This is a genomic window from Pseudomonas syringae group sp. 243L2 (assembly GCF_032587875.1).
GTDB lineage: Bacteria > Pseudomonadota > Gammaproteobacteria > Pseudomonadales > Pseudomonadaceae > Aquipseudomonas > Aquipseudomonas amygdali.
On sequence record NZ_JAWHPL010000010.1, the window covers coordinates 75878 to 101165 of the forward strand.

General features: G+C 59.9%; 21 protein-coding genes and 3 tRNA genes. 3 read left to right on the top strand and 21 right to left on the bottom strand.

The window, feature by feature from the left end; all coding sequences use genetic code 11:
* Positions 1 to 160: 160 nt before the first annotated feature.
* The 3 genes from RYB66_RS04245 to RYB66_RS04255 form a co-directional block, all read right to left on the bottom strand.
* The gene (locus RYB66_RS04245; protein ID WP_316893899.1) at positions 161 to 1498 is read right to left on the bottom strand and encodes an MFS transporter; all 1338 of its coding nucleotides are present in this window, start codon (positions 1496 to 1498) and stop codon (positions 161 to 163) included.
* A 148-nt stretch (positions 1499 to 1646) separates the two neighbouring features.
* Positions 1647 to 2591: a 1-aminocyclopropane-1-carboxylate deaminase/D-cysteine desulfhydrase gene (locus tag RYB66_RS04250; protein ID WP_005743873.1), complete on the bottom strand. Its 945-nt coding sequence runs from the start codon at positions 2589 to 2591 to the stop codon at positions 1647 to 1649.
* 25 nt (positions 2592 to 2616) lie between these two features.
* Positions 2617 to 4656 carry an NADPH-dependent 2,4-dienoyl-CoA reductase gene (locus RYB66_RS04255; RefSeq protein ID WP_005743872.1) on the bottom strand — a complete coding sequence of 680 codons (2040 nt, stop codon included), beginning with the start codon at positions 4654 to 4656 and terminating at the stop codon, positions 2617 to 2619.
* Between the two features lie 203 nt (positions 4657 to 4859).
* On the opposite strand from RYB66_RS04255, the gene RYB66_RS04260 reads away from it, so the two are divergent.
* Both RYB66_RS04260 and RYB66_RS04265 read left to right on the top strand, forming a co-directional pair.
* The gene (locus RYB66_RS04260; protein WP_005743871.1) at positions 4860 to 5993 is read left to right on the top strand and encodes a nitrilase-related carbon-nitrogen hydrolase; all 1134 of its coding nucleotides are present in this window, start codon (positions 4860 to 4862) and stop codon (positions 5991 to 5993) included.
* A 2-nt stretch (positions 5994 to 5995) separates the two neighbouring features.
* A complete protein-coding gene (locus RYB66_RS04265) occupies positions 5996 to 7036 on the top strand; it encodes an AraC family transcriptional regulator (protein WP_004664340.1) in 1041 nt (346 codons plus the stop codon).
* Between the two features lie 6 nt (positions 7037 to 7042).
* Here the strand turns inward: RYB66_RS04265 and RYB66_RS04270 are convergent, their stop codons facing one another.
* Positions 7043 to 7462: a hypothetical protein gene (locus RYB66_RS04270; protein ID WP_010208991.1), complete on the bottom strand. Its 420-nt coding sequence runs from the start codon at positions 7460 to 7462 to the stop codon at positions 7043 to 7045.
* A 121-nt stretch (positions 7463 to 7583) separates the two neighbouring features.
* Between RYB66_RS04270 and ilvA the strand changes: the two genes are divergently transcribed.
* Positions 7584 to 9119, top strand: coding sequence for a threonine ammonia-lyase, biosynthetic (gene ilvA / locus RYB66_RS04275; protein ID WP_080164719.1), 1536 nt, complete (start codon positions 7584 to 7586; stop codon positions 9117 to 9119).
* Positions 9120 to 9265: 146 nt separating this feature from the next.
* Here ilvA and RYB66_RS04280 read toward each other — a convergent pair whose 3' ends face one another.
* The 17 genes from RYB66_RS04280 to RYB66_RS04360 form a co-directional block, all read right to left on the bottom strand.
* The gene (locus tag RYB66_RS04280) at positions 9266 to 10096 is read right to left on the bottom strand and encodes a DUF2242 domain-containing protein (protein WP_316893903.1); all 831 of its coding nucleotides are present in this window, start codon (positions 10094 to 10096) and stop codon (positions 9266 to 9268) included.
* 233 nt (positions 10097 to 10329) lie between these two features.
* Positions 10330 to 10406 (bottom strand) — tRNA-Asp (locus tag RYB66_RS04285).
* Between the two features lie 115 nt (positions 10407 to 10521).
* A tRNA-Asp gene (locus RYB66_RS04290) sits at positions 10522 to 10598 on the bottom strand.
* A gap of 66 nt (positions 10599 to 10664) precedes the next feature.
* Positions 10665 to 10740: transfer RNA gene (locus tag RYB66_RS04295), tRNA-Val, on the bottom strand.
* Positions 10741 to 10889: 149 nt separating this feature from the next.
* Entirely contained in the window at positions 10890 to 11654 is a 765-nt protein-coding gene (locus tag RYB66_RS04300) for an SDR family oxidoreductase (RefSeq protein WP_161798104.1), read from the bottom strand.
* A 50-nt stretch (positions 11655 to 11704) separates the two neighbouring features.
* A complete protein-coding gene (locus tag RYB66_RS04305; protein ID WP_005743867.1) occupies positions 11705 to 12916 on the bottom strand; it encodes an O-succinylhomoserine sulfhydrylase in 1212 nt (403 codons plus the stop codon).
* 21 nt (positions 12917 to 12937) lie between these two features.
* The gene (gene purF / locus RYB66_RS04310) at positions 12938 to 14446 is read right to left on the bottom strand and encodes an amidophosphoribosyltransferase (RefSeq protein WP_004657889.1); all 1509 of its coding nucleotides are present in this window, start codon (positions 14444 to 14446) and stop codon (positions 12938 to 12940) included.
* A gap of 12 nt (positions 14447 to 14458) precedes the next feature.
* A complete protein-coding gene (locus RYB66_RS04315; protein ID WP_002552712.1) occupies positions 14459 to 15046 on the bottom strand; it encodes a CvpA family protein in 588 nt (195 codons plus the stop codon).
* Positions 15047 to 15164: 118 nt separating this feature from the next.
* Positions 15165 to 15833, bottom strand: a complete 669-nt coding sequence (locus RYB66_RS04320) for an SPOR domain-containing protein (RefSeq protein ID WP_005743864.1) — start codon at positions 15831 to 15833, stop codon at positions 15165 to 15167.
* Positions 15817 to 17121, bottom strand: a complete 1305-nt coding sequence (folC, locus tag RYB66_RS04325) for a bifunctional tetrahydrofolate synthase/dihydrofolate synthase (RefSeq protein ID WP_005743863.1) — start codon at positions 17119 to 17121, stop codon at positions 15817 to 15819. The genes RYB66_RS04320 and folC overlap by 17 nt, the downstream gene beginning before the upstream one ends.
* Positions 17118 to 18038, bottom strand: coding sequence for an acetyl-CoA carboxylase, carboxyltransferase subunit beta (accD, locus tag RYB66_RS04330; protein WP_002552709.1), 921 nt, complete (start codon positions 18036 to 18038; stop codon positions 17118 to 17120). The genes folC and accD overlap by 4 nt, the downstream gene beginning before the upstream one ends.
* 249 nt (positions 18039 to 18287) lie before the next feature.
* Positions 18288 to 18908 carry a phosphoribosylanthranilate isomerase gene (locus RYB66_RS04335; protein WP_004664334.1) on the bottom strand — a complete coding sequence of 207 codons (621 nt, stop codon included), beginning with the start codon at positions 18906 to 18908 and terminating at the stop codon, positions 18288 to 18290.
* 61 nt (positions 18909 to 18969) lie between these two features.
* Entirely contained in the window at positions 18970 to 19794 is an 825-nt protein-coding gene (gene truA / locus RYB66_RS04340; RefSeq protein WP_011168144.1) for a tRNA pseudouridine(38-40) synthase TruA, read from the bottom strand.
* A 161-nt stretch (positions 19795 to 19955) separates the two neighbouring features.
* On the bottom strand, positions 19956 to 22787 hold the full coding sequence (locus RYB66_RS04345; RefSeq protein ID WP_005743862.1) for a FimV/HubP family polar landmark protein: 2832 nt from the start codon (positions 22785 to 22787) through the stop codon (positions 19956 to 19958).
* Positions 22788 to 22896: 109 nt separating this feature from the next.
* A complete protein-coding gene (locus RYB66_RS04350; RefSeq protein WP_005743861.1) occupies positions 22897 to 23907 on the bottom strand; it encodes an aspartate-semialdehyde dehydrogenase in 1011 nt (336 codons plus the stop codon).
* Between the two features lie 85 nt (positions 23908 to 23992).
* Entirely contained in the window at positions 23993 to 24553 is a 561-nt protein-coding gene (locus RYB66_RS04355; protein WP_005743860.1) for a DUF1285 domain-containing protein, read from the bottom strand.
* Positions 24554 to 24573: 20 nt separating this feature from the next.
* Complete coding sequence (locus tag RYB66_RS04360) at positions 24574 to 25176, bottom strand: DUF4823 domain-containing protein (RefSeq protein WP_002552702.1); 603 nt, start codon at positions 25174 to 25176, stop codon at positions 24574 to 24576.
* Positions 25177 to 25288: the final 112 nt, after the last annotated feature.

The window sequence follows — 25288 nt, forward strand, 5'->3', positions numbered from 1 at the left end:
TGAGGGGCCATAGTAACCAAAGCCCTCGCTCCTGTTTCCGGCCCGACTTCGTCATTCCTTCACCCTGTCACTAAGGTCGCACTCTGCGTCGCCAGTGCCATCGCGGTTGAAACGCACTGCGTTGGCAGCTGCTATTTATATGGCATGCCGATCGTGACGCTCAGGCAATCGACCCCATCACCGGCTCTTCGCCTGCAACGGGCACATCATGCAGCGAGATTTTCGAGGTCTCCGGTAAGGCCAGGCCGCCAGCCATCGCCAATACAGCTACGGCAATGAGGTAGAACGCTGGCGACAGGTTGCTGCCCGTGACACCGATCAGCCAGGTCGCCACCAGCGGCGCGGTGCCGCCGAACAGGGTGTAGGCCATGTTGTAGGTGATTGCCGAGGCGGTATAGCGGGTGCGGGTCGGGAAGGTTTCCGACAACAGCGCTGCCGTCACTACACCGCACAGCACTGCGCCCACAGCAAGCAGCATGACCCCGATGATCGAGGCAATGAACGAGCCGGAGCTGGCCATCAGGAATGACGGAAACACCACGACCATCAACAGAGTACAGGCCGTTGCCATGGTGACCCGACGGCCTACCCGATCCGAATAGGCACCGGCCAGCGGACAGAGAGCAGCGGCGAAGGCCAGTGCGATCAACGAAACCAGCAGCGCCGTCGCCCTGCTCAACCCGCCAGCCACTTGCAGGTAGGTCGCAAAGTAAGTGGTGAACATATAGAACGACAGCGCCGTCAACGACACGAACGCTCCCAGACAACACATGGCAGCTGCATGATGGCGCAAGGTGTCCTTTAGTGGCGAGTGAGCCACGGCGTGCTCTTGCGTGACAGCCTGAAAGGCCGGAGTTTCGTCGAGCTTCCAGCGCAAGTACAAGCCGACCAGCCCCAAGGGCGCTGCAATCAGAAACGACAGGCGCCAGCCCCAACTGCCCATGGCTTCGGTCGACAGTGACGACTCCAGCGCGTAAGCCACCACTGCTGCGGCAGCGAAGGCGGAAAACGTCGACACCGGCACGAAGCTGCCGTACCAGGCCCGCTGCGTGCGCGGCGCATGCTCCATGAGGTAGGCGCAGGCCCCGGCATACTCGCCACCGGCCGAGAAACCCTGCGCACAGCGAATCATGGTCAGCAGAATCGGTGCCATCACGCCAATCGCTGCATACGTCGGCAACAAGCCGATCAGTGTGGTCGCGCCTGCCATCAACAGGATGGTCATCGCCAGGGTCTTCTTGCGCCCGATGCGGTCACCCAGCATGCCAAAGAAAATCCCGCCCAATGGCCGGAATGCGAAGGCCACGGCAAACACGGCGAAGGTTTTCAACAACGCGGCGCTGCTGTCACCGCTTGGGAAAAACTGCAGCGCGATGGTGGTTGCCAGAAAGCCGTACACGGCGAAATCGAACCATTCGACGAAGTTGCCGATGGCCGCCGCGACGATGACCTTTTTCAGCGTGGCAGGATCGACTTGCTCTACGGCGGTAGTTGTCATGGCTGACCTCAGCGTATTGATCTGGAATGGACCAATTATCGAGACAGCGACCCGGATGCCTCACTCCAGAAGTGTCATCCACGTAGTCATGGCCGACGTCTCGCCACCGATCTGCGCAGAATTCATGCCAAAGGCTCTGCCACAAGGCTTACAGGCCCATCGCGCGCCGCCCCTGCAGGCCACCGGTATGGACGAGGACCAGACGGCTGCCTGACTTGAACCGACCGGCCAGCACCTCATCGTGCAGGGCCAGCAAAGCCTTGCCGGTGTACAAGGGCTCCAGAGGTACGCCGCTATGCGCCTCGCTGCTGGCGATGAAGTCGAGCAGCGCGGCATCGGTTCTGGCGAAACCGCCCCGGCTGGCCGCCAGCAGGACACAGGCAGCGGGCAGGTTCGGCGAGGCGTTCGCCTGCGACCCTGCGGCTTCTTTCAACACAGCCACGATGTTTTGAGCAACGCCATGATCGTCCGGCACCGCCATCGCGCCATATACCGGATGGGCGCCGGCCTCGGCCAACAGCAAACCGGCAAGCGTTGTGCCGGTGCCGACTGCCAGCCACCAGCCGTGATAATCGTCCCAGCCAAGGTGCCCGAGCTGGCTATCGACCATCTCCCGCAACCTTGCGCAGCCCAGCGCACCGGCAAGCCCGCCACCGCCTTCGGCAATCGGATACAGCTCAGGATATTGCGCCTGCCAGGGCAGCCAGAAATCCGCAGCATGTCGTGCTCGATAACCCGCATAGCCCAACCAGTGCAATTGCATGCCAAAAGCTTGCAGGTCCAGTACCGTCGGCGTCTGCTGGGCGTGACCACGCAACAGGCCCACCGTCGGGAAACCGAAGCGCCTGCCCGCTGCTGCCAGAGCATGGAGATGATTGGAGTGTGCGCCGCCCAGGCTGATCAATCCCTCTGCACCCGCCTCTACAGCCTGGGGCAGGTGTTCGCTGAGCTTGAACCATTTGTTGCCGCTGATGAGCGAGTCAATAAGGTCCAGGCGCAGGATCGCCACCTCGACCCCGGCATCTTGCAGCCAGGGCAGGTTCAAGCGTTGCAGCGCAGCAGTGGGCTGCCAGTCAAGGGCGTCAACAATCATCCGCGCAGTTTACAGACAAGCTCAATCAGAGCGCAGCGGCCAGACGCGAACCCTGATCGATAGCGCGTTTGGCATCCAACTCGGCGGCAACGTCTGCACCGCCGATCAGATGGACGCTTTGCCCGGCGCTGACCAGATCGTCATACAGCTCGCGCAGCGGGTCCTGCCCGGCGCAAATCACAATGTTATCTACCGCCAGCAGCTTTTCCTCGCCGTCTTCACCAATGCGAATATGCAACCCGGCATCGTCGATTTTCAGGTACTGGACACTGTTTAGCATCTGCACCTGCTTGTTTTTCAGCCCGGTGCGGTGAATCCAGCCGGTGGTCTTGCCCAGGCCGTCGCCCACCTTGGAACTCTTGCGTTGCAGCAGGTACACCTGGCGTGCCGGGGCGTGCACATCAGGTTTGATCCCGGCCACGCCGCCGCGCGCTTCAAGCATGGTATCGATGCCCCACTCTTTCCAGAACGCCTCGCGATCCAGGCTGGTGGCCACGCCCTGGTGTACGAGAAATTCCGACACATCGAAACCGATACCGCCTGCGCCGATCACTGCCACGCTGCGCCCGACCGGCTTGCGCTGCAAAATGACATCCAGATAGCTGAGCACTTTTTGGTTATCGATACCTGGGATGGCAGGAGTGCGCGGTGCGATGCCGGTTGCCAGAATCACCTCGTCAAAGCCGGCCCCCAGCAAGTCTTCGGCTTTTATGCGAGTGCCGAGGCGCAATTGCACGCCGGTTTCTTCCACTTTGTTGCGGAAGTAACGCAGCGTCTCGGAGAACTCTTCCTTGCCCGGCACGCGCTTGGCGATATTGAACTGGCCACCGATTTCGCTGGCCGAATCGAACACCGTCACCTCATGTCCGCGCTGTGCAGCAACGGTTGCAGCAGCCAGACCGGCAGGACCGGCACCCACCACGGCAATTTTCTTCACCTGCCGGGTGGGCAGGTAGTTGAGCTCGGTCTCGTGACAGGCGCGCGGGTTGACCAGGCAACTGGTGAGCTTGCCGCCGAAGGTGTGGTCAAGGCAGGCCTGATTACAGCCGATGCAGGTGTTGATCCGTTCGGCGTGCCCCGCCGCAGCCTTGTTGACGAATTCCGGGTCGGCCAGAAAAGGACGAGCCATCGAGACCATGTCGGCGTCGCCCTCGCTGAGGATGCGCTCGGCAACTTCCGGGGTATTGATGCGGTTGGTAGTGATCAGCGGCACCTTCACCGAACCTCGCAGTTTGGCAGTGACCTTGCTGAACGCTGCACGCGGCACCTTGGTGGCGATGGTCGGAATACGTGCCTCGTGCCAACCGATCCCGGTGTTGATCAGCGTCGCACCCGCCTGCTCGACCGCCTTGGCCAGCTGGACGATCTCTTCCCAGGTGCTACCACCCTCCACAAGATCCAGCATCGACAGTCGAAAGATAATGATGAAATCCGCACCGACCGCCTCACGCACCCGCGTAACGATCTCGACCGCCAGGCGCATGCGGTTTTCATAGCTGCCGCCCCAGCGATCGGTGCGGTGGTTGGTATGTGCGGCGAGGAATTGATTGATGAAATAGCCTTCCGAACCCATGATTTCGACACCGTCATACCCGGCACTGCGGGCCAGCGTGGAACAGGTCACGAAATCAGCGATCTGCTTTTCGATGCCCTCTTCGTCCAGCTCACGCGGCGTGAAAGGGTTGATCGGGGCCTGGATAGCACTCGGCGCAACCTGCTTGCGGCTATAGGCGTAGCGACCGGCATGCAGGATCTGCAGGCAGATCTTGCCGCCAGCCTCGTGGACCGCACGGGTAACGATGCGATGCTGCTCCGCCTCTTCGGCATTGGTGAGTTTTGCCGCACCGTCGTAGACGCCACCCTCTTCGTTGGGCGCGATCCCGCCGGTCACCATCAACCCGACCCCGCCGCGTGCCCGCTCGGCAAAATAAGCCGCCATGCGCTCGAAACCACCCGGCCGCTCTTCAAGACCAGTGTGCATCGAGCCCATCAAGGTCCGGTTGCGCAAGGTTGTGAAGCCCAGGTCCAGCGGGGCCAGCAGGTGCGGGTAATGAGCAGCAGTCATGGCGAAGCTCCATCGAGTCAATCACGGGAAAACAAGGACCTCTGCGGGTCCTCTCATGGGCAACAGTAAAGACGCATCCAGCCCCACACTCAATGACCGAAAGTGACAAGTTATTGATCCAAACGCGCAGCGGCACTTGGCAAGCGCCTGACGTCGTCCTACCCTAGTCGACAATTCCCTGATGGCAGCCAGCCGGCCTTTTTATGCGCAAACTCTTCGCCATCTGCCTGATCCTGCTGAGCGTAGCCAGCCTTGTCAGTTACGCAGTCTGGACCGGACAACGTCCGGCGGGCCACTACCTGTCCGATCTGCGCATTCGCCTGGCAATCAATGAAGGCGAGCCCAGTGAACGCGGAAACATGCTGGGCATCGAGCCGGAGCTGTTCCCCACGGACTATCAGAACACTGACCGACTGCACCGCAAGCTGGCCGCCTATCTGCAACAGGCCCGTGATTACGGGCTGATCAACCACAGAACGGTGGTAGTACTCCCCGAGCATATCGGCACCTGGCTGTTCGCCAGTGGCGAGAAGGATGAGCTTTATCAAGCAGCAACAGTCGATGAAGCGATGGACTGGCTGTCCTGGAGCAATCCGCTGCAATTCATCACGGCGATGCTCAGTGCCGAAGGCCGGGACCGTGTGGATGACGCCCATCTGCGCCTCAAGGCACGATCGATGGCACGCGACTACCAGGCACTGTTCGGCGGCCTGGCCAAAGAGTTCGGTATAACACTGGTGGCAGGCTCGATTGTGCTGCCGGAACCAAGCGTTGAAAACGGTCAGTTGAAAGTCGGTAAAGGCGCCCTGTACAACATCAGCCTGACATTCGGCAGCGATGGCCAGCCGCTCGGCCAGCCTCAGCGTCAGCTGTACCCGGACCGTTTTCAGAAACGCTACGTGCACACGGCGAGCGACGCACCATTGAATGTGCTCGACACGCCCGCAGGGCGTCTGGCCGTGCTGATCGGTAGCGACAGTTGGTACGCGGACAATTACGCACGCTTGAATCAGAGCGGTGCGCAGCTGATTGCGGTGCCTGCTTTTGTGATCGGCAAGGCCACTTGGTCCGAACCGTGGCGCAAGCCTCGGCACTCAAGCATCGATATGGCAGCCGACAATCCAAGCGAGGGCGAAGCCTGGCATCGCCTGACCCTGATCGGCCGTCCAGCGCAAAGCAGTGCACAGGCAGGGGTCAGCGTGTTCATGCGCGGGCAATTCTGGAATCAGGGCGTTGCCGGGCAAAGTTTTGCCAGCCACGCAGGTCAGACAATTGCCGAACCGTCGTCTGACAATGGCCCCGATGGCGGTGCCCGCCTGATCAACCTCTGGCTTTGACGATGCCGACCTTGACCCTGCGCCTTGGTGACCTGTCGGTGGGCTACATCCAGAGTCTGGCCGGTGCGGTCACTCGTTTAGGCAAGAATCCTGATCCGCTGCTCGAGCAGTACGGTCTGGACCCCGCCCGCCTGAGTCAGGCGCGTGCGCGACTGTCTATCCCACGCTACATGCGCCTGGGGCATGCTGCCATACAGCTTACCGGCCAGCCCGGGCTCGGCTTGCACATGGGCCAGCTCAGTCGTTTCGCGCATGCAGGTCTGGCGGGCGTGACCGCCGCCCAGGCTCCCACAGTGCGCGAGGCCGCCCGCACGCTGATCCGTTTCGAGCCATTGTATGCCTCCAACTATCGCGGTCAGTCGAGCTTTCACGAGGATGCGCAAGGCGCCTGGATGCGCTTCTATTCAATCAGCCCCTATAACGCTTACAACCGCTTTGTTGTGGACTCGATTTTGGCTGGCTGGCTGGCTCAGCTCTCAACACTGGCGGGCACCAGACTACGTGCACAACGTGTCGAGATCGAATTCGATGCGCCTGACTACGCCGCGCAATATGCCAGCCTGAGCGACAGCCCGGTGATATTTGCCGCAGCCACCAATCAACTGCGCCTGGATCAGAGCTGTCTTGCGTTACGCAACCCTGACCACTGCCCGAGTACCTGGCGGCATCTGCTGCAATTATGCGAAGGCGAACTGGAGCAACAGACCCGTACCCGCAGCTTGCGTGAACGCATCATTCAACTGCTTGGGCCGCTATTGAACGGCGGCAGGGAACCGGATCTGGAAGAGGTGGCGGCAAGGCTCAAGCTGCCGACCTGGACACTGCGACGCAAGCTGGCCGAGGAAGGCACATGCTTTCGCGCCGTGCTCAATGACACGCGGCGTGATCTGGCGATGACTTATATTCGCGACACTGAACTGGCGTTCGGGGAGATCGCCTACCTGCTGGGGTTCGCTTCTGCCGAAGCCTTTCAACGCGCCTTCAAACGCTGGAACGGACAGACTCCGGGAGAGTTCCGCCGCAGCCAGCGCCAAAGCGCATGAAGCCTTTCATAACTCGGTAGCGTCGTCGGCAGGCTCTACCGGGTCCAGCTCCGATGCACGGTATTCAAGCAGTTCTTCCTGGTATTCGTCCATTTCTTCGCCCTCTTGGCTGATTGAGTATGGGTGATAATTAAAGCTGAAATAACTGACCGCAAGATCAACATTAAAGTGCCAATGTGAAATAAAAATGTTGATCCCTATCAAACAGACGAAAAAGATCGTCGCCGATTCAGCACGTCTCTCGATACGCGGCCAGCCAGGCACTATTGACTTGCAGGCCCGTGTCGACCTAACCTCAGGGCCATGAACCTCATCAAGCAAAACCTCGGCCAGATTATTATTACCGTCATTCCAGTCATGGCGGGTTAGCCGACGTTTGCAAAAACCCGCCCTGGAGGCGGGTTTCTTCTGTCTCCTGGGCAACATTATTGAACCAGGAGTCAGATATGATTGTTATCCCTCGCTCTATCGCCCTTCGCGCCTTCCTGAACCTGATTATCGCTCTGCCACCTGTTGCCGGACTGCGCATGTATGAGGGATCGACGCGATGAGCCAAGGCCAGCACGATCTGCTCAATCATTACGCTCGCAAGATCCTCACCTCCTGTGTTTATGACGTGGCTATCGAAACCCCGCTGCACGGCGCTCGCCAGCTGTCCGAACGGCTGGGCAATCAGGTGCTGCTCAAGCGCGAAGACCTGCAGCCGGTGTTCTCCTTCAAGATTCGCGGCGCGTACAACAAGCTGGCGCAATTGACCGCAGAAGAGGCCGCACGCGGCGTGGTCACGGCTTCGGCGGGTAACCACGCGCAAGGTCTGGCACTGGCGGCACGCGAACTGGGCATTCTGGCGACTATCGTCATGCCGCGCACCACCCCGGAAATCAAGGTCGAAGGCGTGCGCTCACGGGGCGCCACGGTGGTGCTGCACGGCGATTCCTTCCCGGAAGCGCTGGCCTACTCGCTGAAGCTGGTCGACGAACAAGGCTTCGTCTACATCCACCCGTATGACGACCCCGATACGATTGCCGGGCAAGGCACCGTGGCGATGGAGATTCTTCGTCAGCAACCGGGGCAGCTGGACGCGATATTCGTACCGGTCGGTGGTGGCGGTTTGATCGCGGGTATCGCGGCGTACGTCAAATACCTGCGCCCAGAGATCAAGGTGATCGGCGTCGAGCCGGACGACTCCAACTGCCTGCAAGCGGCGATGGCCGCCGGGGAGCGCGTGGTGCTGAGCCAGGTCGGGCTGTTTGCCGATGGCGTGGCGGTGGCGCAGATCGGCCATCACACCTTTGAAGTGTGCCGTCATTATGTCGATGAGGTGATCACCGTCAGCACCGATGAAATCTGCGCGGCGATCAAGGACATCTACGACGACACCCGCTCGATCACCGAGCCTGCGGGCGCGCTGGGTGTTGCCGGGATCAAGAAATACGTCGAGCAACGCGGCATCAGCGGTCAGACACTGGTGGCCATCGACTCCGGAGCCAACGTCAACTTCGACCGTTTGCGTCACGTTGCCGAGCGCGCCGAGCTGGGCGAAGGCCGCGAAGCAATCATCGCCGTGACCATTCCCGAGCAGCCGGGCAGCTTCAAGGCATTCTGCGAAGCCATCGGCAAACGGCAGATCACCGAATTCAACTATCGCTACCACACCGATCGCGAGGCGCACATCTTTGTCGGTGTGCAAACCCACCCCGAGAACGACCCACGCAGCGCCCTGATCGCCAGCCTGACCGGGCAGGGTTTTCCGGTGCTGGACCTGACCGACAACGAACTGGCCAAACTGCACATCCGCCACATGGTCGGCGGGCATGCCGAGCGCGTCGACGACGAAGTGGTACTGCGTTTCGAATTCCCGGAGCGCCCCGGCGCGCTGTTCAACTTCCTCAACCGCCTGGGCGGACGCTGGACCATCTCGATGTTCCACTACCGCAACCACGGCGCAGCAGACGGCCGGGTGGTCGCTGGCCTGATAGTGCCGGAGGAAGAGCGGCATCTGGTGGGCGCAGCGCTGGACGAGATTGGTTACCCGTATTGGGACGAGAGCGAGAACCCGGCGTATCGGTTGTTTCTGGGCTGAGGACGTGGATACCTCTCGTTCCTCATGCGGACCGGCATACCCACGCGGAGCATGGGCACGATAGAGGTTCTCTGGACACCTTGATTATCGTCCCCACGCTCTGCGTGGGGATGCAGTTCTGGACGCTCTGCTTCCGCCGTGCATGATCACGACAGCCGGTATTGAGCGGGCTCAGCCTCGGTTGGCTTGGTACTGTCTGTTGGCTCGGCTGCCGGTGTGTCGACCGTTTCCGCCTTGAACGATGCAGGCTCGGCTGGCGCTGGCAGTGGTTCGCTTGCCGCGGGCGGCGTGGCTGATTCGGCAGCGGGTTCGGCCTTGGCGGGCGACTCCGTTGCTGCTGGAGCCAGTTTGGCGGGTTCGGCCGCCTTGGCCGGCTCGGCTGCGGCAGGGGCTACATCAGGAACACCCAGATCTGCTTTGGGCTTCTCGACAATATGCGCAGCCTTTTTCACTTCCGGTGGCAGGAAGTTTTCCACCAGACCGAAAAAGCGCTCGTAGAACTTCGCCGATGACACGGTTTCACTGGCCACCTTGACCATCGAGTCGTCAGTGGAGCCTATCGGCATCGAGACAGAGCCCAGCACTCCAACCCCGAGGCTGGCCGAGTTGTTGGTCTTCTTCAGCGCATAGCGATCCTGCAGAGCGTTTGCGAACATGGTCGAACTGCCATCCTTCGCATCAGCGGCGCACACCAGATTAAAGCTGATTTCAATATGCGCATCGCCGGTCTGTTGAAAGCTCTTGCGACCGGCAATCATCTTCGGGTCGCTGCTGGTGATGATATAGCCCTGGCTCAACAAGGCACGCCGCCCCGCTTCGCAATAAGCCAGGTCGGTTGCAGGATAACTGCGGGAGAAGGTCCCGGCGTCATCGAAATGTTCGTGGTCATAAACCGCCTGCTTCGGCGATGAACAACCAGCTGCCATCAACACGGCAGAGATCCAGAATGCGGTACGAACGTTCAGTAGCTTAAACATCGAAAATCCTGAGGAAGGAAAAGACTGCCAGCAAGACTGCGAACTGGGAAATGGCGGTAAGTCTGCAACAAGGCCGACGCTGGATCAACGTACAGATCAAAAGGATTTGGATACAACACGTGTTCAGGCCAACCACCCTACTCGCCTACGGACAAAACGCAGACAACAAAAAAGCGACCCGAGGGTCGCTTTCGTGTTTGCTTCAAGGAGTTCAAGGGCCTTGAAGCGGTGTATGGCGCAGCGGACGGGACTCGAACCCGCGACCCCCGGCGTGACAGGCCGGTATTCTAACCGACTGAACTACCGCTGCGTATCGCTGTAAACCTGTTTGAAACAAACCTTCGGTAGTTTGCTTCCTGTACTGGTGACTGAAAGACCCTTGGGCTTTTCAATCGCAGACCCGGCGAACCCGATCTGTACAAATATGGCGCAGCGGACGGGACTCGAACCCGCGACCCCCGGCGTGACAGGCCGGTATTCTAACCGACTGAACTACCGCTGCGCATTGTGGACTTGCGTCCTTTTGATACTTTGAAAGCCCTCGTACTTCAGCTTTCAAACTCAACGATGGTGGGTGATGACGGGATCGAACCGCCGACCCGCTGCTTGTAAGGCAGCTGCTCTCCCAGCTGAGCTAATCACCCTTTGCTTCGTTGAGGCCGCGAAATTTACGCACCTAACGAACCTAAGTCAATAGCCTGATTGAAGTTTTTTAAAAAACAGGCTCAATCGCAAAACCGCTACCACACATCAAAAGCACAACAAAGAGTCAATGTTGGCAGACTGCACGAAACTATTCGGCGTAGACCATCTTGCGCGTCATGCCGCCGTCGACCACAAATTCCTGCCCGGTCACAAAACCGGCGTTTCTGGACAACAACCACGCAACCATCGCGGCCACATCTTCTACCGTCCCTACCCTGCCGGCAGGATGCTGGGCGTGATCGGTCTCGGACAACGGCTCGGCCTTGCGCAACGAGGGGTCGCGCGCGTCGATCCAGCCAGGGCTGACAGCATTGACACGTATCTCCGGCCCCAGACTGATTGCCAGCGCGTGCGTCAGCGCCATCAGGCCGCCCTTGCTGGCCGCATAAGCTTCGGTATCGGCCTCGGACTGGCGGGATCGAGTAGAGGTAAGGTTGACGATGCTGCCACAGTGCGCACGCAGGTAAGGCGCGCAATGCTTGGCGAGCAGCATCGGGCCACCAAGATTGACAGCCAGTACCCGATTCCAGTGCGACAGCTCAAGGCTTTCCAGCGTAGTGTTGTGAGGGTCGGCGATCGCTGCGTTGCACACCAGCGCATCGAGACGACCGAACTGCCGAAGCACCTCGGCCACGCCCGCTGCGACCTGCTCTTCACTGGCAACGTCCATGGCAATGAACAGGGCATTTTCACCCAGCGCACCCGCCACTTTCGAACCACGCGCACGATCCAGATCGGTCAACACGACTTGCCAGCCTTCGGCAATCAGCCACGCTGCAATGCCGAGCCCGATCCCACGAGCGGCACCGGTCACCAGGGCGACACGACCATTGTGGACGCTGGAAAATTTCAACGCCCACGCCTCACCCGGCTTGCCACTGACCGGTTTGCTGGCCTCGCTACTCACAACGCCGCCAGACCACGGGCCAGGTCAGCCTGCAGATCAGCCACGTCTTCCAGCCCCACTGCAACCCGAATCAGGCTGTCGCGAATACCTGCGGCCTCACGTTCCTGAGGTGCCAGACGGCCGTGAGAGGTGGTGCTCGGGTGAGTGATCGTGGTTTTGCTGTCGCCCAGGTTGGCGGTGATCGAAATCAGTCGCGTGGCATCGATGAAGCGCCATGCGCCGTCCTTGCCACCCTTGACCTCGAAGCTCACCACCGCACCGAAACCCTTTTGCTGACGCTGGGCCAACTCGTGCTGCGGGTGGCTCTTCAGCCCCGCGTAATGGACTTTTTCGATGCCATCCTGCTGCTCGAGCCACTGTGCCAGTGCCTGGGCATTGGCACAGTGAGCGCGCATGCGCAGGTTCAGGGTTTCGAGACCCTTGAGGAAGATCCACGCATTGAACGGGCTGAGCGTAGGCCCGGCAGTACGCAGGAAGCCGACCACTTCTTTCATCTGCTCGCTGCGGCCGGCAACCACACCGCCCATGCAACGACCCTGGCCGTCGATGAACTTGGTAGCCGAATGCACGACAATATCAGCACCCAGCAACAGCGGCTGCTGCAAGGCCGGCGTGCAGAAACAGTTGTCGACGATCAGCATCGTACCTTTGGCGTGAGCGATTTCAGCCAGTGCAGCGATATCCACCAGCTCGGCCAATGGATTGGACGGCGACTCGACAAACAGCATTTTGGTGTTGGGCTTGATCGCCGCGTCCCAGCCGCTCAGCTCTGCAAGCGGAACGTAATCCACCTCAATGCCAAAGCGTTTGAAGTACTTGTCGAACAGGCTGATGGTCGAGCCAAAGACGCTGCGCGACACCAGCACATGATCCCCGGCACTGCACAGGCTCATCACGACCGCCAGGGTCGCCGCCATGCCGGTGGCCGTAGCAACGGCCTGTTCGGCGCCTTCCAGCGCGGCGATGCGCTCTTCAAAAGAGCGCACGGTCGGGTTGGTATAACGCGAGTAGACGTTGCCGGGCACCTCGCCAGCAAAACGCGCGGCCGCATCGGCAGCCGTGCGAAAGACATAGCTGGAGGTGAAGAACATGGGATCGCCATGCTCACCTTCCGGGGTGCGGTGTTGCCCGGCACGTACGGCAAGGGTATCGAAACCCACACCTTCAAGGTCGCTGTCCAGCCGACCTGCATCCCATTCCTGAGTCATGCCGCCCACTCCTTGTCCAATTTAGTTGTTGTACAGATCGATGATCGCGCTCACGGCCTGAGTCTTGATCTTGGAGGCGTCGTTACGCGCGCTCTCGATCCTGTTCAGATAATGCTCGTCGATGTCACCGGTCACGTACTTGCCATCGAAAACCGAGCAGTCGAAGTTGTCGATCTTGATCTTCTTGCTGCCACTGACCGCTTCGATCAGGTCATTCAGATCCTGATAAACCAGCCAGTCGGCACCGATAAGGTCGGCAACGTCCTGAGTGGAACGGTTGTGGGCGATCAGCTCGTGAGCACTCGGCATGTCGATGCCGTAGACGTTGGGGTAGCGCACGGCCGGGGCCGCCGAACAGAAGTAGACATTCTTGGCACCGGCTTCACGGGCCATCTGGATGATCTGCTTGCAGGTCGTGCCGCGCACGATGGAGTCATCCACCAGCATCACGTTCTTGCCGCGGAACTCCAGCTCGATTGCGTTGAGCTTCTGACGCACGGATTTCTTGCGTGCTGCCTGGCCCGGCATGATGAAGGTCCGGCCGATGTAGCGGTTCTTGACGAAACCTTCGCGGAACTTGACGCCCAGATGATTGGCCAGCTCCAGCGCAGCGGTACGGCTGGTGTCCGGAATCGGGATGACCACATCGATATCGTGATCCGGACGCTCGCGCAGGATCTTGTCGGCCAGCTTCTCGCCCATGCGCAAACGCGCCTTGTAGACCGAAATGCCGTCGATGATCGAGTCAGGACGTGCCAGATAAACGTGTTCGAAGATGCACGGTGCATATTTGGGGTTGGCCGCACACTGACGGGTATGCAGCTTGCCGTCTTCAGTGATGTAGACCGCTTCGCCCGGTGCCAGGTCGCGAATCAGGGTAAAGCCGAGCACGTCCAGCGACACGCTTTCCGACGCGATCATGTATTCGACGCCTTCGTCGGTATGACGCTGGCCAAACACGATAGGACGAATGGCGTCCGGGTCACGGAAGCCGACAATGCCGTAGCCGGTGATCATTGCCACGACCGCATAGCCGCCACGGCAGCGATTATGCACGTCGGTCACTGCGGCGAAGATATCCTCTTCGGTCGGCTGCAACTTGCCACGCACGGCCAGCTCATGGGCGAAAACGTTGAGCAGCACTTCCGAATCGGAATTGGTGTTCACATGGCGCAGGTCGGATTCGTAAATCTCCTTGGCCAGTTGTTCGACGTTGGTGAGGTTGCCGTTGTGCGCCAACGTGATGCCATAAGGCGAGTTGACGTAGAACGGCTGGGCCTCTGCAGACGTCGAGCTGCCCGCCGTTGGATAGCGCACATGACCGATGCCCATATGCCCGACCAAGCGCTGCATATGGCGTTGATGAAACACATCACGCACCAATCCGTTGTCCTTGCGCAGGAATAACCGGCCATCGTGGCTGGTTACGATACCGGCAGCGTCCTGGCCGCGGTGCTGGAGGACGGTAAGCGCGTCATACAGCGCCTGATTGACGTTCGACTTGCCGACGATACCGACGATGCCACACATGCGACACAACCCCTACTTAGTGGAACTGGATTTACCGAGCACATCCTGCGGCATTGTAGACGGCAGGATCTGTTCCTTGAACGGCAGATCAGCGGGTACGCTGATGCCGCTGGCGAGCCACTTGCTGGACATCCCTAGAATCAGGTTTTTCGACCAGTCAGCGACCATGAGAAATTGCGGCACCAGCCTGGACTGCTGCCACCATTGATCCTGTTGCACCGGCCCCAGGCTCAACAGCCCTACCGCCACAACGACAAGCAGGCCTCCGCGTGCTGCGCCGAAGACCATGCCGAGAAAACGATCGGTCCCGGAAAGCCCGGTGACGCGAATCAGCTCGCCTATCAGAAAGTTGACCATGGCGCCTACCAGCAAGGTGGCGACAAAAAGAATGGTGCAGCTCGCAATCACGCGGGCCGAAGGTGTTTCTATGTAATTGACCAGATACTGCGACAGCCCCGCGCCAAACATCCAGGCCACAACGCCTGCAATGATCCACGTCGTCAACGACAGTGCTTCTTTTACGAAGCCGCGCTTCAGACTGATCAGGGCGGAGATGGCGACAATTCCCAGAATTGCCCAGTCAACCGGAGTAAATGGCACGTTGCAGCCTGCAGACGGATAAGGCGGCGCATTTTAGCAGAGCGCCCGCCTGCCGGTAAGCAGCGATTACCGGCGCGAGGCATTTTCCTTTAACGCAAGGGCACGAGGTGCCGAACGGTCAGCCCCGCTCAGGCTGAAAGCGCACCACAATACCTTTGAGCTTTTGCTGTTTGTCGAGCTGATCGCGCAGACGATCAGCTTCGGCACGCTCGATAAGCGGGCCGACAAATACCCGATTAACGCCATCGGCAGTGCGAATGTAAGCATTGTAGCCTTGAGTTCGCAGAGTCTTTTGCAGGTTGTCGGCGTTGGCACGGTTGGACATGCTTGCCAGTTGAACCGACCAGCTGATCGACAGCCCGTTGGCATCGACGCCAGCAGGTGCTGCTGGCTTGGCGGGTGCCGCAGGGGCTGCCGGGGCTGCCGGGGCCGGAGCAGGCGCAAGTGCCGGCTTGGCAGCAGGCTTCGGGGCCGGGGCGCTGGCAACCGGAGGTGTGGCCGGTGTGGTTGGGGCAGGTGCGATCGGCATGGAAGGCGGCTGGCTGCTGCTCATGTCATCGTCGCTGGGCACAGGCTCCTGAGGCAGGGCCTGAGGCTCCGGAACAGGCACCGGGTCGACCCGGATCTGCGAAGCCGCAGGTGCCTGGGGCGCGGACGGTGCATCGACCTGCACCTGACGCGTTTCATCTTCCCGCGTGAAGAGCATGGGCAAGAAGATGACCGCCACAGCGATCAGCACCAGTGCTCCAACCATTCGCTGCTTGAATACGTTATCCAGCAAAGCCATTTGCAGCGTCCTCATCGGTGTACCGGGCCACCCATTCCAGGGCCTCGGCAACACAGTAAAATGATCCGAACAGCAGAATCTCGTCATCGGGCGTGGCGTGCGCGCACTGAGCTTCCAGCGCCAACGCAACACTCTGATAGGACGTCACGCAGGCGCCAAGGTTCTGCAAGGCCGAATGCAACTCTTCTGCCGGTCGGCTGCGCGAGGTAGGAAGCGGCGCAACGGCCCACTCATCGATGACCGGCACCAGGTGCGCGACCACACCCTCGAGGTCCTTATCGTTCAACAGCCCAAATACGGCGCGACGCTTGCCGACAACCGGCTGGCGCGCAAGGCATTGCTCCAGAAATTGCGCCGCATGGGGGTTGTGACCCACATCGAGAAGCAGATTGAGCCGCTTGCCTTGCCAGCTGACAGTTCTGCGATCAAGACGACCGGCGAGCCGGGTCTGCGCCAGAACCTGCCCTACTGCATCCGTTTGCAGCGGGTACCCCAGCAAGGCAAACGCCTGAAGTGCCAACGCTGCGTTCTGCATAGGCAGGTCCAGCAGTGGCAGACCGCGCAGTTCGACCTGTTCGCCGTGAGCAACACCACGCCAGTCCCAACTGTCCTTGCCTATCGAGAGGTCGAAATCACGACCACGCATCAGCAGCGGGCAACCCAACTCACGAGCCTTGGCCAGCAGCGGCTCGGGTGGTTCCGGATCGCCGCACAACGCTGGGCAACCGGCACGAAAGATTCCGGCCTTTTCGAAGGCGACCGACTCACGGGTGTTACCCAGATACTCGGCGTGATCAACACCGATACTGGTAACCAGCGCGAAATCTGCATCAACAAGATTTACCGCATCCAGGCGACCACCCAGACCGACCTCCAGAACGACCGCATCCAGCCGGGCCTGTTCGAACAGCCAGAATGCCGCCAGCGTGCCCATTTCGAAATAAGTCAGGGTTACATCACCACGCGCCGCTTCAACCGCCGCGAACGCATCGCATAACTCCAGGTCGGTTGCCTCGACACCCTGCACTTTCACCCGCTCGTTATAGCGAATCAAATGTGGGGAGCTGTAGACACCGACTTTCAAGCCCTGAGCCTGCAACAAGGCAGCGACAAAGGCACAGGTTGACCCCTTGCCGTTGGTGCCCGTCACCGTAACCACCCTGGGAGCCGGACGCGTCAGCCCCAACTGCTGCGCTACCTGCCGAGAACGATCCAGCCCCATGTCGATGGCGGATGGATGCAGTTGCTCCAGGTAAGCGAGCCAGTCGCTCAGGGATGTAGAGGTCATATCGTGGCCGGTGCCGGTGGAACGACGATAGGCTCGATGACCGGCGCTACAAAACGAGGCGTCGGCAGGTTCATCATCTGCGCCAGCAGGTTACCCAGACGCGGACGAAGCTCGCTACGCGAGATGATCATGTCGATAGCACCGTGATCGAGCAGGAACTCGCTACGCTGGAAGCCCTCAGGCAGCTTCTCGCGAACGGTTTGCTCGATAACACGAGGACCGGCGAAACCGATCAGCGCCTTGGGCTCGGCAACGATGACATCGCCCAGCATGGCCAGACTGGCGGAAACGCCGCCGTAGACCGGGTCGGTCAACACCGAGATAAAGGGCAGGCCTTCTTCGCGAAGACGTGCCAGAACGGCCGATGTCTTGGCCATCTGCATCAGCGAGATCAGTGCTTCCTGCATGCGCGCACCGCCGGAAGCGGCGAAGCAGATCATCGGGCAACGATTTTCCAGGGCGTAGTTGGCGGCGCGCACGAAACGCTCGCCGACGATGGCACCCATAGAACCGCCCATGAACGAGAACTCGAACGCTGAAGCCACCACCGGCATGCCCAGCAACGTGCCGCTCATGGAAATCAGCGCATCCATTTCACCGGTCTGTTTCTGCGCAGCGGTCAGGCGGTCCTTGTATTTCTTGCCGTCACGGAATTTCAGACGGTCGACCGGCTCAAGATCGGCACCCAGCTCTTCGCGGCCTTCGACATCCAGAAAAATGTTCAGGCGTGCGCGCGCACCGATACGCATGTGGTGGTTGCACTTGGGGCAGACGTCCAGGGTCTTTTCCAGCTCCGGGCGATACAGAACCGCCTCGCAGGACGGGCATTTGTGCCAGAGGCCTTCGGGAACCGAGCTCTTTTTGACCTCGGAACGCATGATCGATGGGATCAGTTTGTCTACCAACCAGTTGCTCATGCTTTATATCTCCAGTACCGGTGTGGCTCGAACGGCTGGCGATCACGCGCCAGTCGCATGCCCTCGGATAAATTCGTGTATGGACGATGATGAAGGATAGCGATCGACCCAAGCCAGACCTGCACATCCCTCACCCCGATTTTTTACAACGACGGCGTTGCACTCTGGCACCACCGCTTACTTGATTCGACCCGCATGCCTTGTGGCAGGGACAGGCTTATGGACGGCGGCCGACCGGCAACCGTCACATCAGGTGCCATGCACTGCACTCATGAACGCAAGGATCTTTTCCCGATCCTTGATGCCCTTGCTCTTTTCGACACCGCCGCTGACATCCACGGCGTAGGGCCGAACCTGGGCAATGGCCTGCGCCACATTCGCCGACGTCAGCCCGCCCGCCAGAATGACCGGTTTATCCAGATCGTCCGGAATCAGCGCCCAATCGAAGGTTTCTCCGGTGCCGCCAGGAACACCCTCTACATAGGTGTCGAGCAGCACGCCTCGCGCATTGCGATAGGTACGGCAAACCTGAGCGATGTCATCACCCGCCTTGACCCGCAAAGCCTTGATGTAGGGGCGATGATAACCATCGCATTCATCCGGTGTTTCATCGCCATGAAACTGCAGCATGTCCAGCGCAACCGCATCCAGCGTCTCGTTGAGTTCGCAGCGGCTGGCGTTGACGAACAGGCCGACGGTGGTAATGAACGGCGGCAACGCGGCAATGATAGCGCGAGCCTGCAGCACTGTTACTGCACGCGGACTTTTCGGGTAGAACACCAGGCCAATTGCATCGGCTCCTGCCTCGGCTGCAGCCAGAGCATCCTCTATGCGGGTAATCCCGCAGATCTTGCTGCGAACGGCTGACATATAGTGAGCAACCTCAGACCTTTCGGAAAGTCCCGGATGTTAGCAAATGCTGCTCGGGTCGTCAGCCGTCCAGTTCTGCAAAGCCCGTAAGAAAATGCGGACCTACAAAACGCTCGGGCAGCGGAAATTCATCACGGTACTCGACCTGAACAAGGTACAGACCATAAGGATGGGCCGTCACACCACCGGTACGCCGAACCCGGCTTTCCAGCACGTCTCGCGCCCATTCGACCGGACGTTCGCCAGTGCCGATGGTCATCAAAACACCGGCGATGTTGCGCACCATATGGTGCAGGAAGGCATTGGCGCGCACGTCGATCACGATCATCTTGCCGTGACGCGTCACGCGCAGGTGGTGCAACTGCTTGACTGGCGACTTGGCCTGACACTGGCCGGCGCGGAAAGCGCTGAAGTCGTGAGTACCGACCAGATACTCGGCTGCCAGTGCCATCCGCTCTACATCCAGTGGGCGATGATTCCAGGTAATTTCCTGATTCAGGTGCGCCGGGCGAATCTGATCGTTATAGATCACGTAGCGATAACGACGGGCAATGGCCTTGAAGCGGGCATGAAACGTAGCGGGCATGACCCGGGCCCAGGTTACGCTGACGTCATGGGGCAGATTGATATTTGCGCCCATGACCCAGGCCTTCATGGTGCGCTCGGCCTGCGTATCGAAATGCACCACCTGCCCGCAGGCATGCACGCCAGCATCTGTGCGGCCGGCACACATCAGTGATACCGGTGATGCAGCCACTTTTGACAAAGCGTCTTCAAGAGTTTCCTGCACGGTCAGCACACCGGATGCCTGACGTTGCCAGCCGCAATAGCGCGAGCCCTTGTATTCAACGCCCAGCGCGATTCGGGAAAAACCCTCGGCAGCCATTTCGGCTGCCGGGTTGTCTATGTTCGCCAAAGTGGTACAGCCTGTCGGTTCGCAAAAAGTCGGTCATTATACGGCCGCAAGAAAAACACGCTACCAAGCCGGGCAATTGAAATGCAAACGGCCGCATAAGCGGCCGTTTGCAGGTTGTTGCCTTAGGAGGATCAGGCCAGCCGCGAAAGCATCTCCCGCGCTTCGCTTTTCTGTCCGTCATCGCCCTCGGTGACCACTTCGTCAAGAATATCCCGGGCACCGTCTGCATCGCCCATGTCGATATAGGCGCGCGCCAGATCAAGCTTGGTCGCGGCTTCGTCAGTGCCGGCCATGAAGTCGAAGTCCGGCTCGTCTTCCAGTGCCGCAGCATCTTCGGCCGTGAACCTTGGTTCATCGAGCGGCGGATGCTCGAGATTCTGTGAAAGGCGGTCCAGCTCGGCATTGACGTCGTCGATTTCGGTCGCGAATGCCTGGCTGGCCTGATCGGTTTCAATCTCGTCCGCCAGCGACAGATCAAAGTCTTCCGGAAGCTCAAGGTCATCACTGACAGGCGGCACAGACGGCGTTTCACCCAGATCAAGTGGATCATTGCCAAGGCCGAGCAGGAAGTCATCTTCGTTCTTGAGCGCCGGATCTTCTTCGGACAGGTCCAGATCGAAGTCGGCAAGGTCTTCCGGCGTAGTCGCCGCACGGGCCTCTTCCTGTTGCTGCATGATCGACTCGAAGCTCAGCTCCTCGTCATCCGCTGCTGCCTGCACCTTCGGCTCATCCAGCATCAGGTCGTCAAGCTCGTTCACAGTGGTGACTTCAGGCGTGGGCGCTTCTTCGAATTCATCCAGGCTCAAGTCAAAATCGTGATCGAACGGGTCCGCTTCTTCAGCAGGTTCAGCGGCCAGTGGCGTAGCCCCTTCAGGTGCGGGCTCGGGATCTGCTGTTACAGCGACTTCAGGCTCAGGTTCAACCTCTTGCTCTGCCGAATCATCGGCCAACAGCTCTTCAACATACTTGGCGTCAAGCTCTGCAACCAGCGCAGCAGCACTGGCAGCTGCTGCCGCCGCAGCCACTGCCGGAGCAGCCGACGCAGTGGCAGATTCAGAAACCGCTGGCGCAGCAACAGGCGCTACCGGCTTCAGGGTCGAGTTAAGTTCTTCCTGCTGCTCGACCTCAGCTTCACGCTTTCCCGCTGCCACCAGTTTGCGTTCGTGGGCGGCGTAAGCTTTGTTATTACCCTGCTCGGCGTAGATTTCCATCAGCTTGAGGCGAATATCATCGCGCTTCGGATCTTCCTTCACTGCTTCTTCAAGCAGTTCGACAGCCTGATTCATGCGCCCGTAAGCAATATGGATCTCGGCCTGAAGCAGCGGATCGGCAGGACGTTCGCGAGCGGCGGTGGCAGCGGCGGCACCAGCAGCCCCCATGCGAACGTTCGGTGGTGGCACGTCCAGGCCATCGAAGCTGGCTGGCGGTGCATTCATGTCCATGTCTGAAACAAAATCCGACTCCTCAGCCAGAGCACGCGCCATACGCTTGTGCTTCTCGGCTTCGGCCTTCGCAGCGCGACGACGCGCCAGGAACAACAGCAACAAGGCCAGAATCAACAATACGGCACCGCCGATCAGGCCAAGCAGTACCGGGTTGTTGAGGATTTTCTGCAGCACGTCTTCATCTTCGGCTGCAGCCACCGGCTCCACAGCCAGCGGCTGATCGGCTGCAGGAGTCGCAACCTCGGCGGCACCTGCCGGCAATGCATCCTCAGGAGCAATCTCCCCAGCCGGTTTGACCGGAGCTCCATTGGCATCGACCAGCGAAGCAGGCACTGCCGCATTGGCAGGCGTGGTGGCTTCCGGGGTGGCAGCAGCCGGAGGCACAGCTGCACCGGCGGCCTGCATTTTGGCCAACTGACCGTTTTTCAGCTCAATCAGTCGCTGTAGCTTATCGAGCTGGCTTTGCAGGTCGTTCATGCGGCTTTTCAGCTCGGCATTGTCACGACGCGTGGTGTCCAGAGCTTCCTGAGCCACCGCCAGCTTGTTGCCAAGATCACTGTCACCCGCTGCACCTTTTGCCGCAGGCTTGCCGCTTGCCGAAACCAGGCTCAGGTTGTCGGAGGTATCGACCTTTGAAGGAGCAGCGCCAGCGCGATCACGGCGGGTGGCATCGACCTGGCGCGTGCCGGCAGGCAGGCGACGGCCTTCACGCCAGGCGCTGTACTGCCGGGAAACTTCTGCAACTGCCTGCGGTTGTGGCAACGCGGTGGTTTGCTGCGGAGTCGGAAGGCGCAGCACCTGCCCCTTCTTCAAGCGGTTGATGTTGCCGCCGATGAACGCTTCCGGGTTCAACGCCTGAATGGCCAGCATGGTTTGCTGGACAGTGCCGCCAGTACGTACCTTCGCGGCAATTTCCCACAAGGTATCGTTATTGGCGGTGACATATTGTGCCTGTTTGTCCGCGGCTGGCGGCGGCAATACCGGCGCACTGGCGGCAGGTGCTGGAGCCTCGGGTGCCGCAGCCTCTGTCGACGGCGCGACTGTCGCCAGTTGCGCGGGTGCGGCAGGAGCAGCAGCTGGTGCCGGGGCGGCGGCCGCAGCGGCGGCCTCTGGAGAAAACTTCGGTGGATCGAGCAGGAGGCTGTATTCACGCAGCAACCGGCCATTTGGCCAGAGCACCTGAACCAGGAACTTCACGTAAGGCTCGCGCACCGGCTTGCTGGAAGTAATGCGCAGGACACTTTTACCGCTGGCGTTGATAACCGGGGTAAAAGTGAGATCGTTGAGAAATGCCTGACGGGTAACGCCCGCCTGAGCGAAGTCAGCAGTGGTCGCCAGGCTCGGCACAACTTGCGTTGCGTTAAGCCCCTGCGCCTCAGTCAACTCTATTTCCGCTACCAAGGGCTGATTCAGGGTCGACTTGACCGACAATTCCCCGAGCCCCAGCGCCTGCGCCATACCCGATGACAGCGCTGAAGCCGCAGCGATTGCTAATACCAGTTTACGAACCTGAACCATAGCCCATCCCTTGTTTAAAGATTCCCCGAGATCCGGGGAGGTAGTCCTGCATTTGGGTGTAAGGCGTATCGCCGCTAAAACAATTATTCAAATTGTTGCCAAGTATCTTTTACACATAGTCTTTTATCAACAATTCGCCAACCTGCACAGCATTGAGCGCAGCGCCTTTTCGCACATTATCTGACGTCAGCCACAGATTCAGCTGCTCGGGATCGTCGATTCCCGCCCGAACGCGCCCCACATAAACCACGTCCTGCCCTACGGCATCACCCACCGGCGTAGGGTAATCACCCTCATCGACCAGTTCGATTCCGGCGGCAGACTCGAGTGCCGCATTGATCGCCGCAACATCGACCGAACCTGCGGTGCGCAGCGTTACGGTAAAGCTGTCGCCAAAGAACACCGGCACTTGAATGCAGGTAGCAGACACTTTGAGCGATGGCAGCGTCAGCAGTTCGCGTAATTCATCGACCAGACGCCTTTCCAGCGGCAAATGCCCCGACTCGTCAGGCGTCCCCACCTGGGCCAGTACGTTGAACGCCATCTGACGATCAAAAAAGCGGGTTTCCAGCGGGCGGACATTCAATAGCTCGGTAGTCTGACGCGCCAGCTCACTGACGCCTTCGCGCCCGAGTGCGGAGACCGCCAGACAGGCCGTTACTGTCACAGACTGGATATCGATCAACCCGCGCAACGGCGCCAAAGCCAGTGCGACCGCAGTGGCAGAGGCGCTCGGGCTGGCCACCAGCGAGGCGGCCGCGCCGCTGTGCAAAAGCGTAGCATTTATTTCCGGCACGATATTGGGTGCCTGCACGGCGGGAAATGCACCGGACAAGTCGACGACCGAGCACCCCGCCGCCACGGCCTTTTCGGCGTAACTGCGGCTTACCGCCGGGCCAGCGGCGAAGAATGCCAGGCGCACCTTGCTGAAGTCGAACTCATCGACTTCCCGTACGCGTACATTCTTGCCCCGAAACGGCACCGAGTGACCCGCAGACTCGATACTTGCCAGCAGGTGCAGATTGCCGACCGGGAAGTTGCGCTCCTCCAGCACCTGGACAACGGTTTCGCCGACAGTACCGGTTGCGCCGATTACGGCGATATCAAAGGACTGGCTCATGCAAAAACCTCAGGGAAATCAGGGAGCGGCACTTTAACTGTCGCACTGGCGACAGGCAATTCAAGCCGGCAAATAGCCGTGTTTTTCAAGGTTCAAGACCCACCGGAAAAAACACGCCATGACTCCAGACACCCAGCCAGCGCTGCCCGTTGATCTCGCGGGAGACCGCCAGCTCGACCAGTTGATAAAAGACATTGCGGTGAATCAGCGCCTCAAGATTGCTCCGCACATGGATATACGGCGCTGGCTCCTGAGTATCAGGGTTTGTCACAACCCGCAAAGGGTGCTCCGGCCCCGCTTCAGCCTGATCCTCGACATTGGTCAGGAAGCGCAGCACCTGACCCTCACCCTCTCCCAGCACCTCAAGGGTTACGGCGACAAAAGGCGCGTCATCGACCTTGATGCCGACTTTCTCGACAGGGGTAATCAGAAAATAGTCATCGCCGTCGCGACGCATGATCGTCGAGAACAACCTGACCATTGGTTTGCGGCCGATCGGCGTGCCCAGGTAATACCATGTCCCGTCTCGGGCGATACGCATGTCGATATCGCCACAGAAATCCGGATTCCACAAATGAACAGGCGGCAACCCCTTGGTTTTGGGGATCTGCGCAAACAGATCACCCGCCTTGTTTGAATCGGTCACTCCACTCTCCTGACGCTGGCTTAACGTTCGACGCCCAATAAGGTACGAGCGTAGTCCTCAAGAGGCGGACCCAGCAAATCTTCGGGGCTTTTGTCGTAAAGCGTCAGCAATCCGCCACGGCTGCGAATGCGCGCGCTGTCGATAAGGTAACGGGTGCTGGTTTCGATCAGCATCAGTTGAATGACACCGCTGTCGACACCCAGACGGTCCACGGCTTCCTGATCGGCCCACTGATCGCCGGTGCCGATGCGATCATCGGCCTTGGCAAAACGGGTGTAGAGCAAATAATGTGCGCCTGCACTGCGCGCCTCGATCATGGCCTCATCCAGGCCCATTGGCCCACGGGCACGGCGGACCATCGGGAAGTACTCGATGAACCCCTTGAAGGCCTCTTCAGCCACCACATTGGGCCGCGGATAGGCATTGCCTGGCGGCACGAAGGCACCTTGCGCGATGTAAATGAACGAGTCGGGCTGCACACGCCAGTTGGCAGTACGGCGAGTGTCGCTGTGATCGAGCAGACCCGCATCGCTGAATTGCTCGCGAACCCCCTCGCCCATGTCACTGACTTTCATGCAGCCACTCAACGCCAAAAGCGCGAGCAGCATAACCAGGCTACGCATCATCCCCTCCCAAATACCGGTGACGGAAAACCGGCGAATGGTCGTCGGATGCAGCTTCCGCGCCATCTCTGGCACAGCAGGCACCAAAGCCTTGAAGCAGATGCTCAAGACC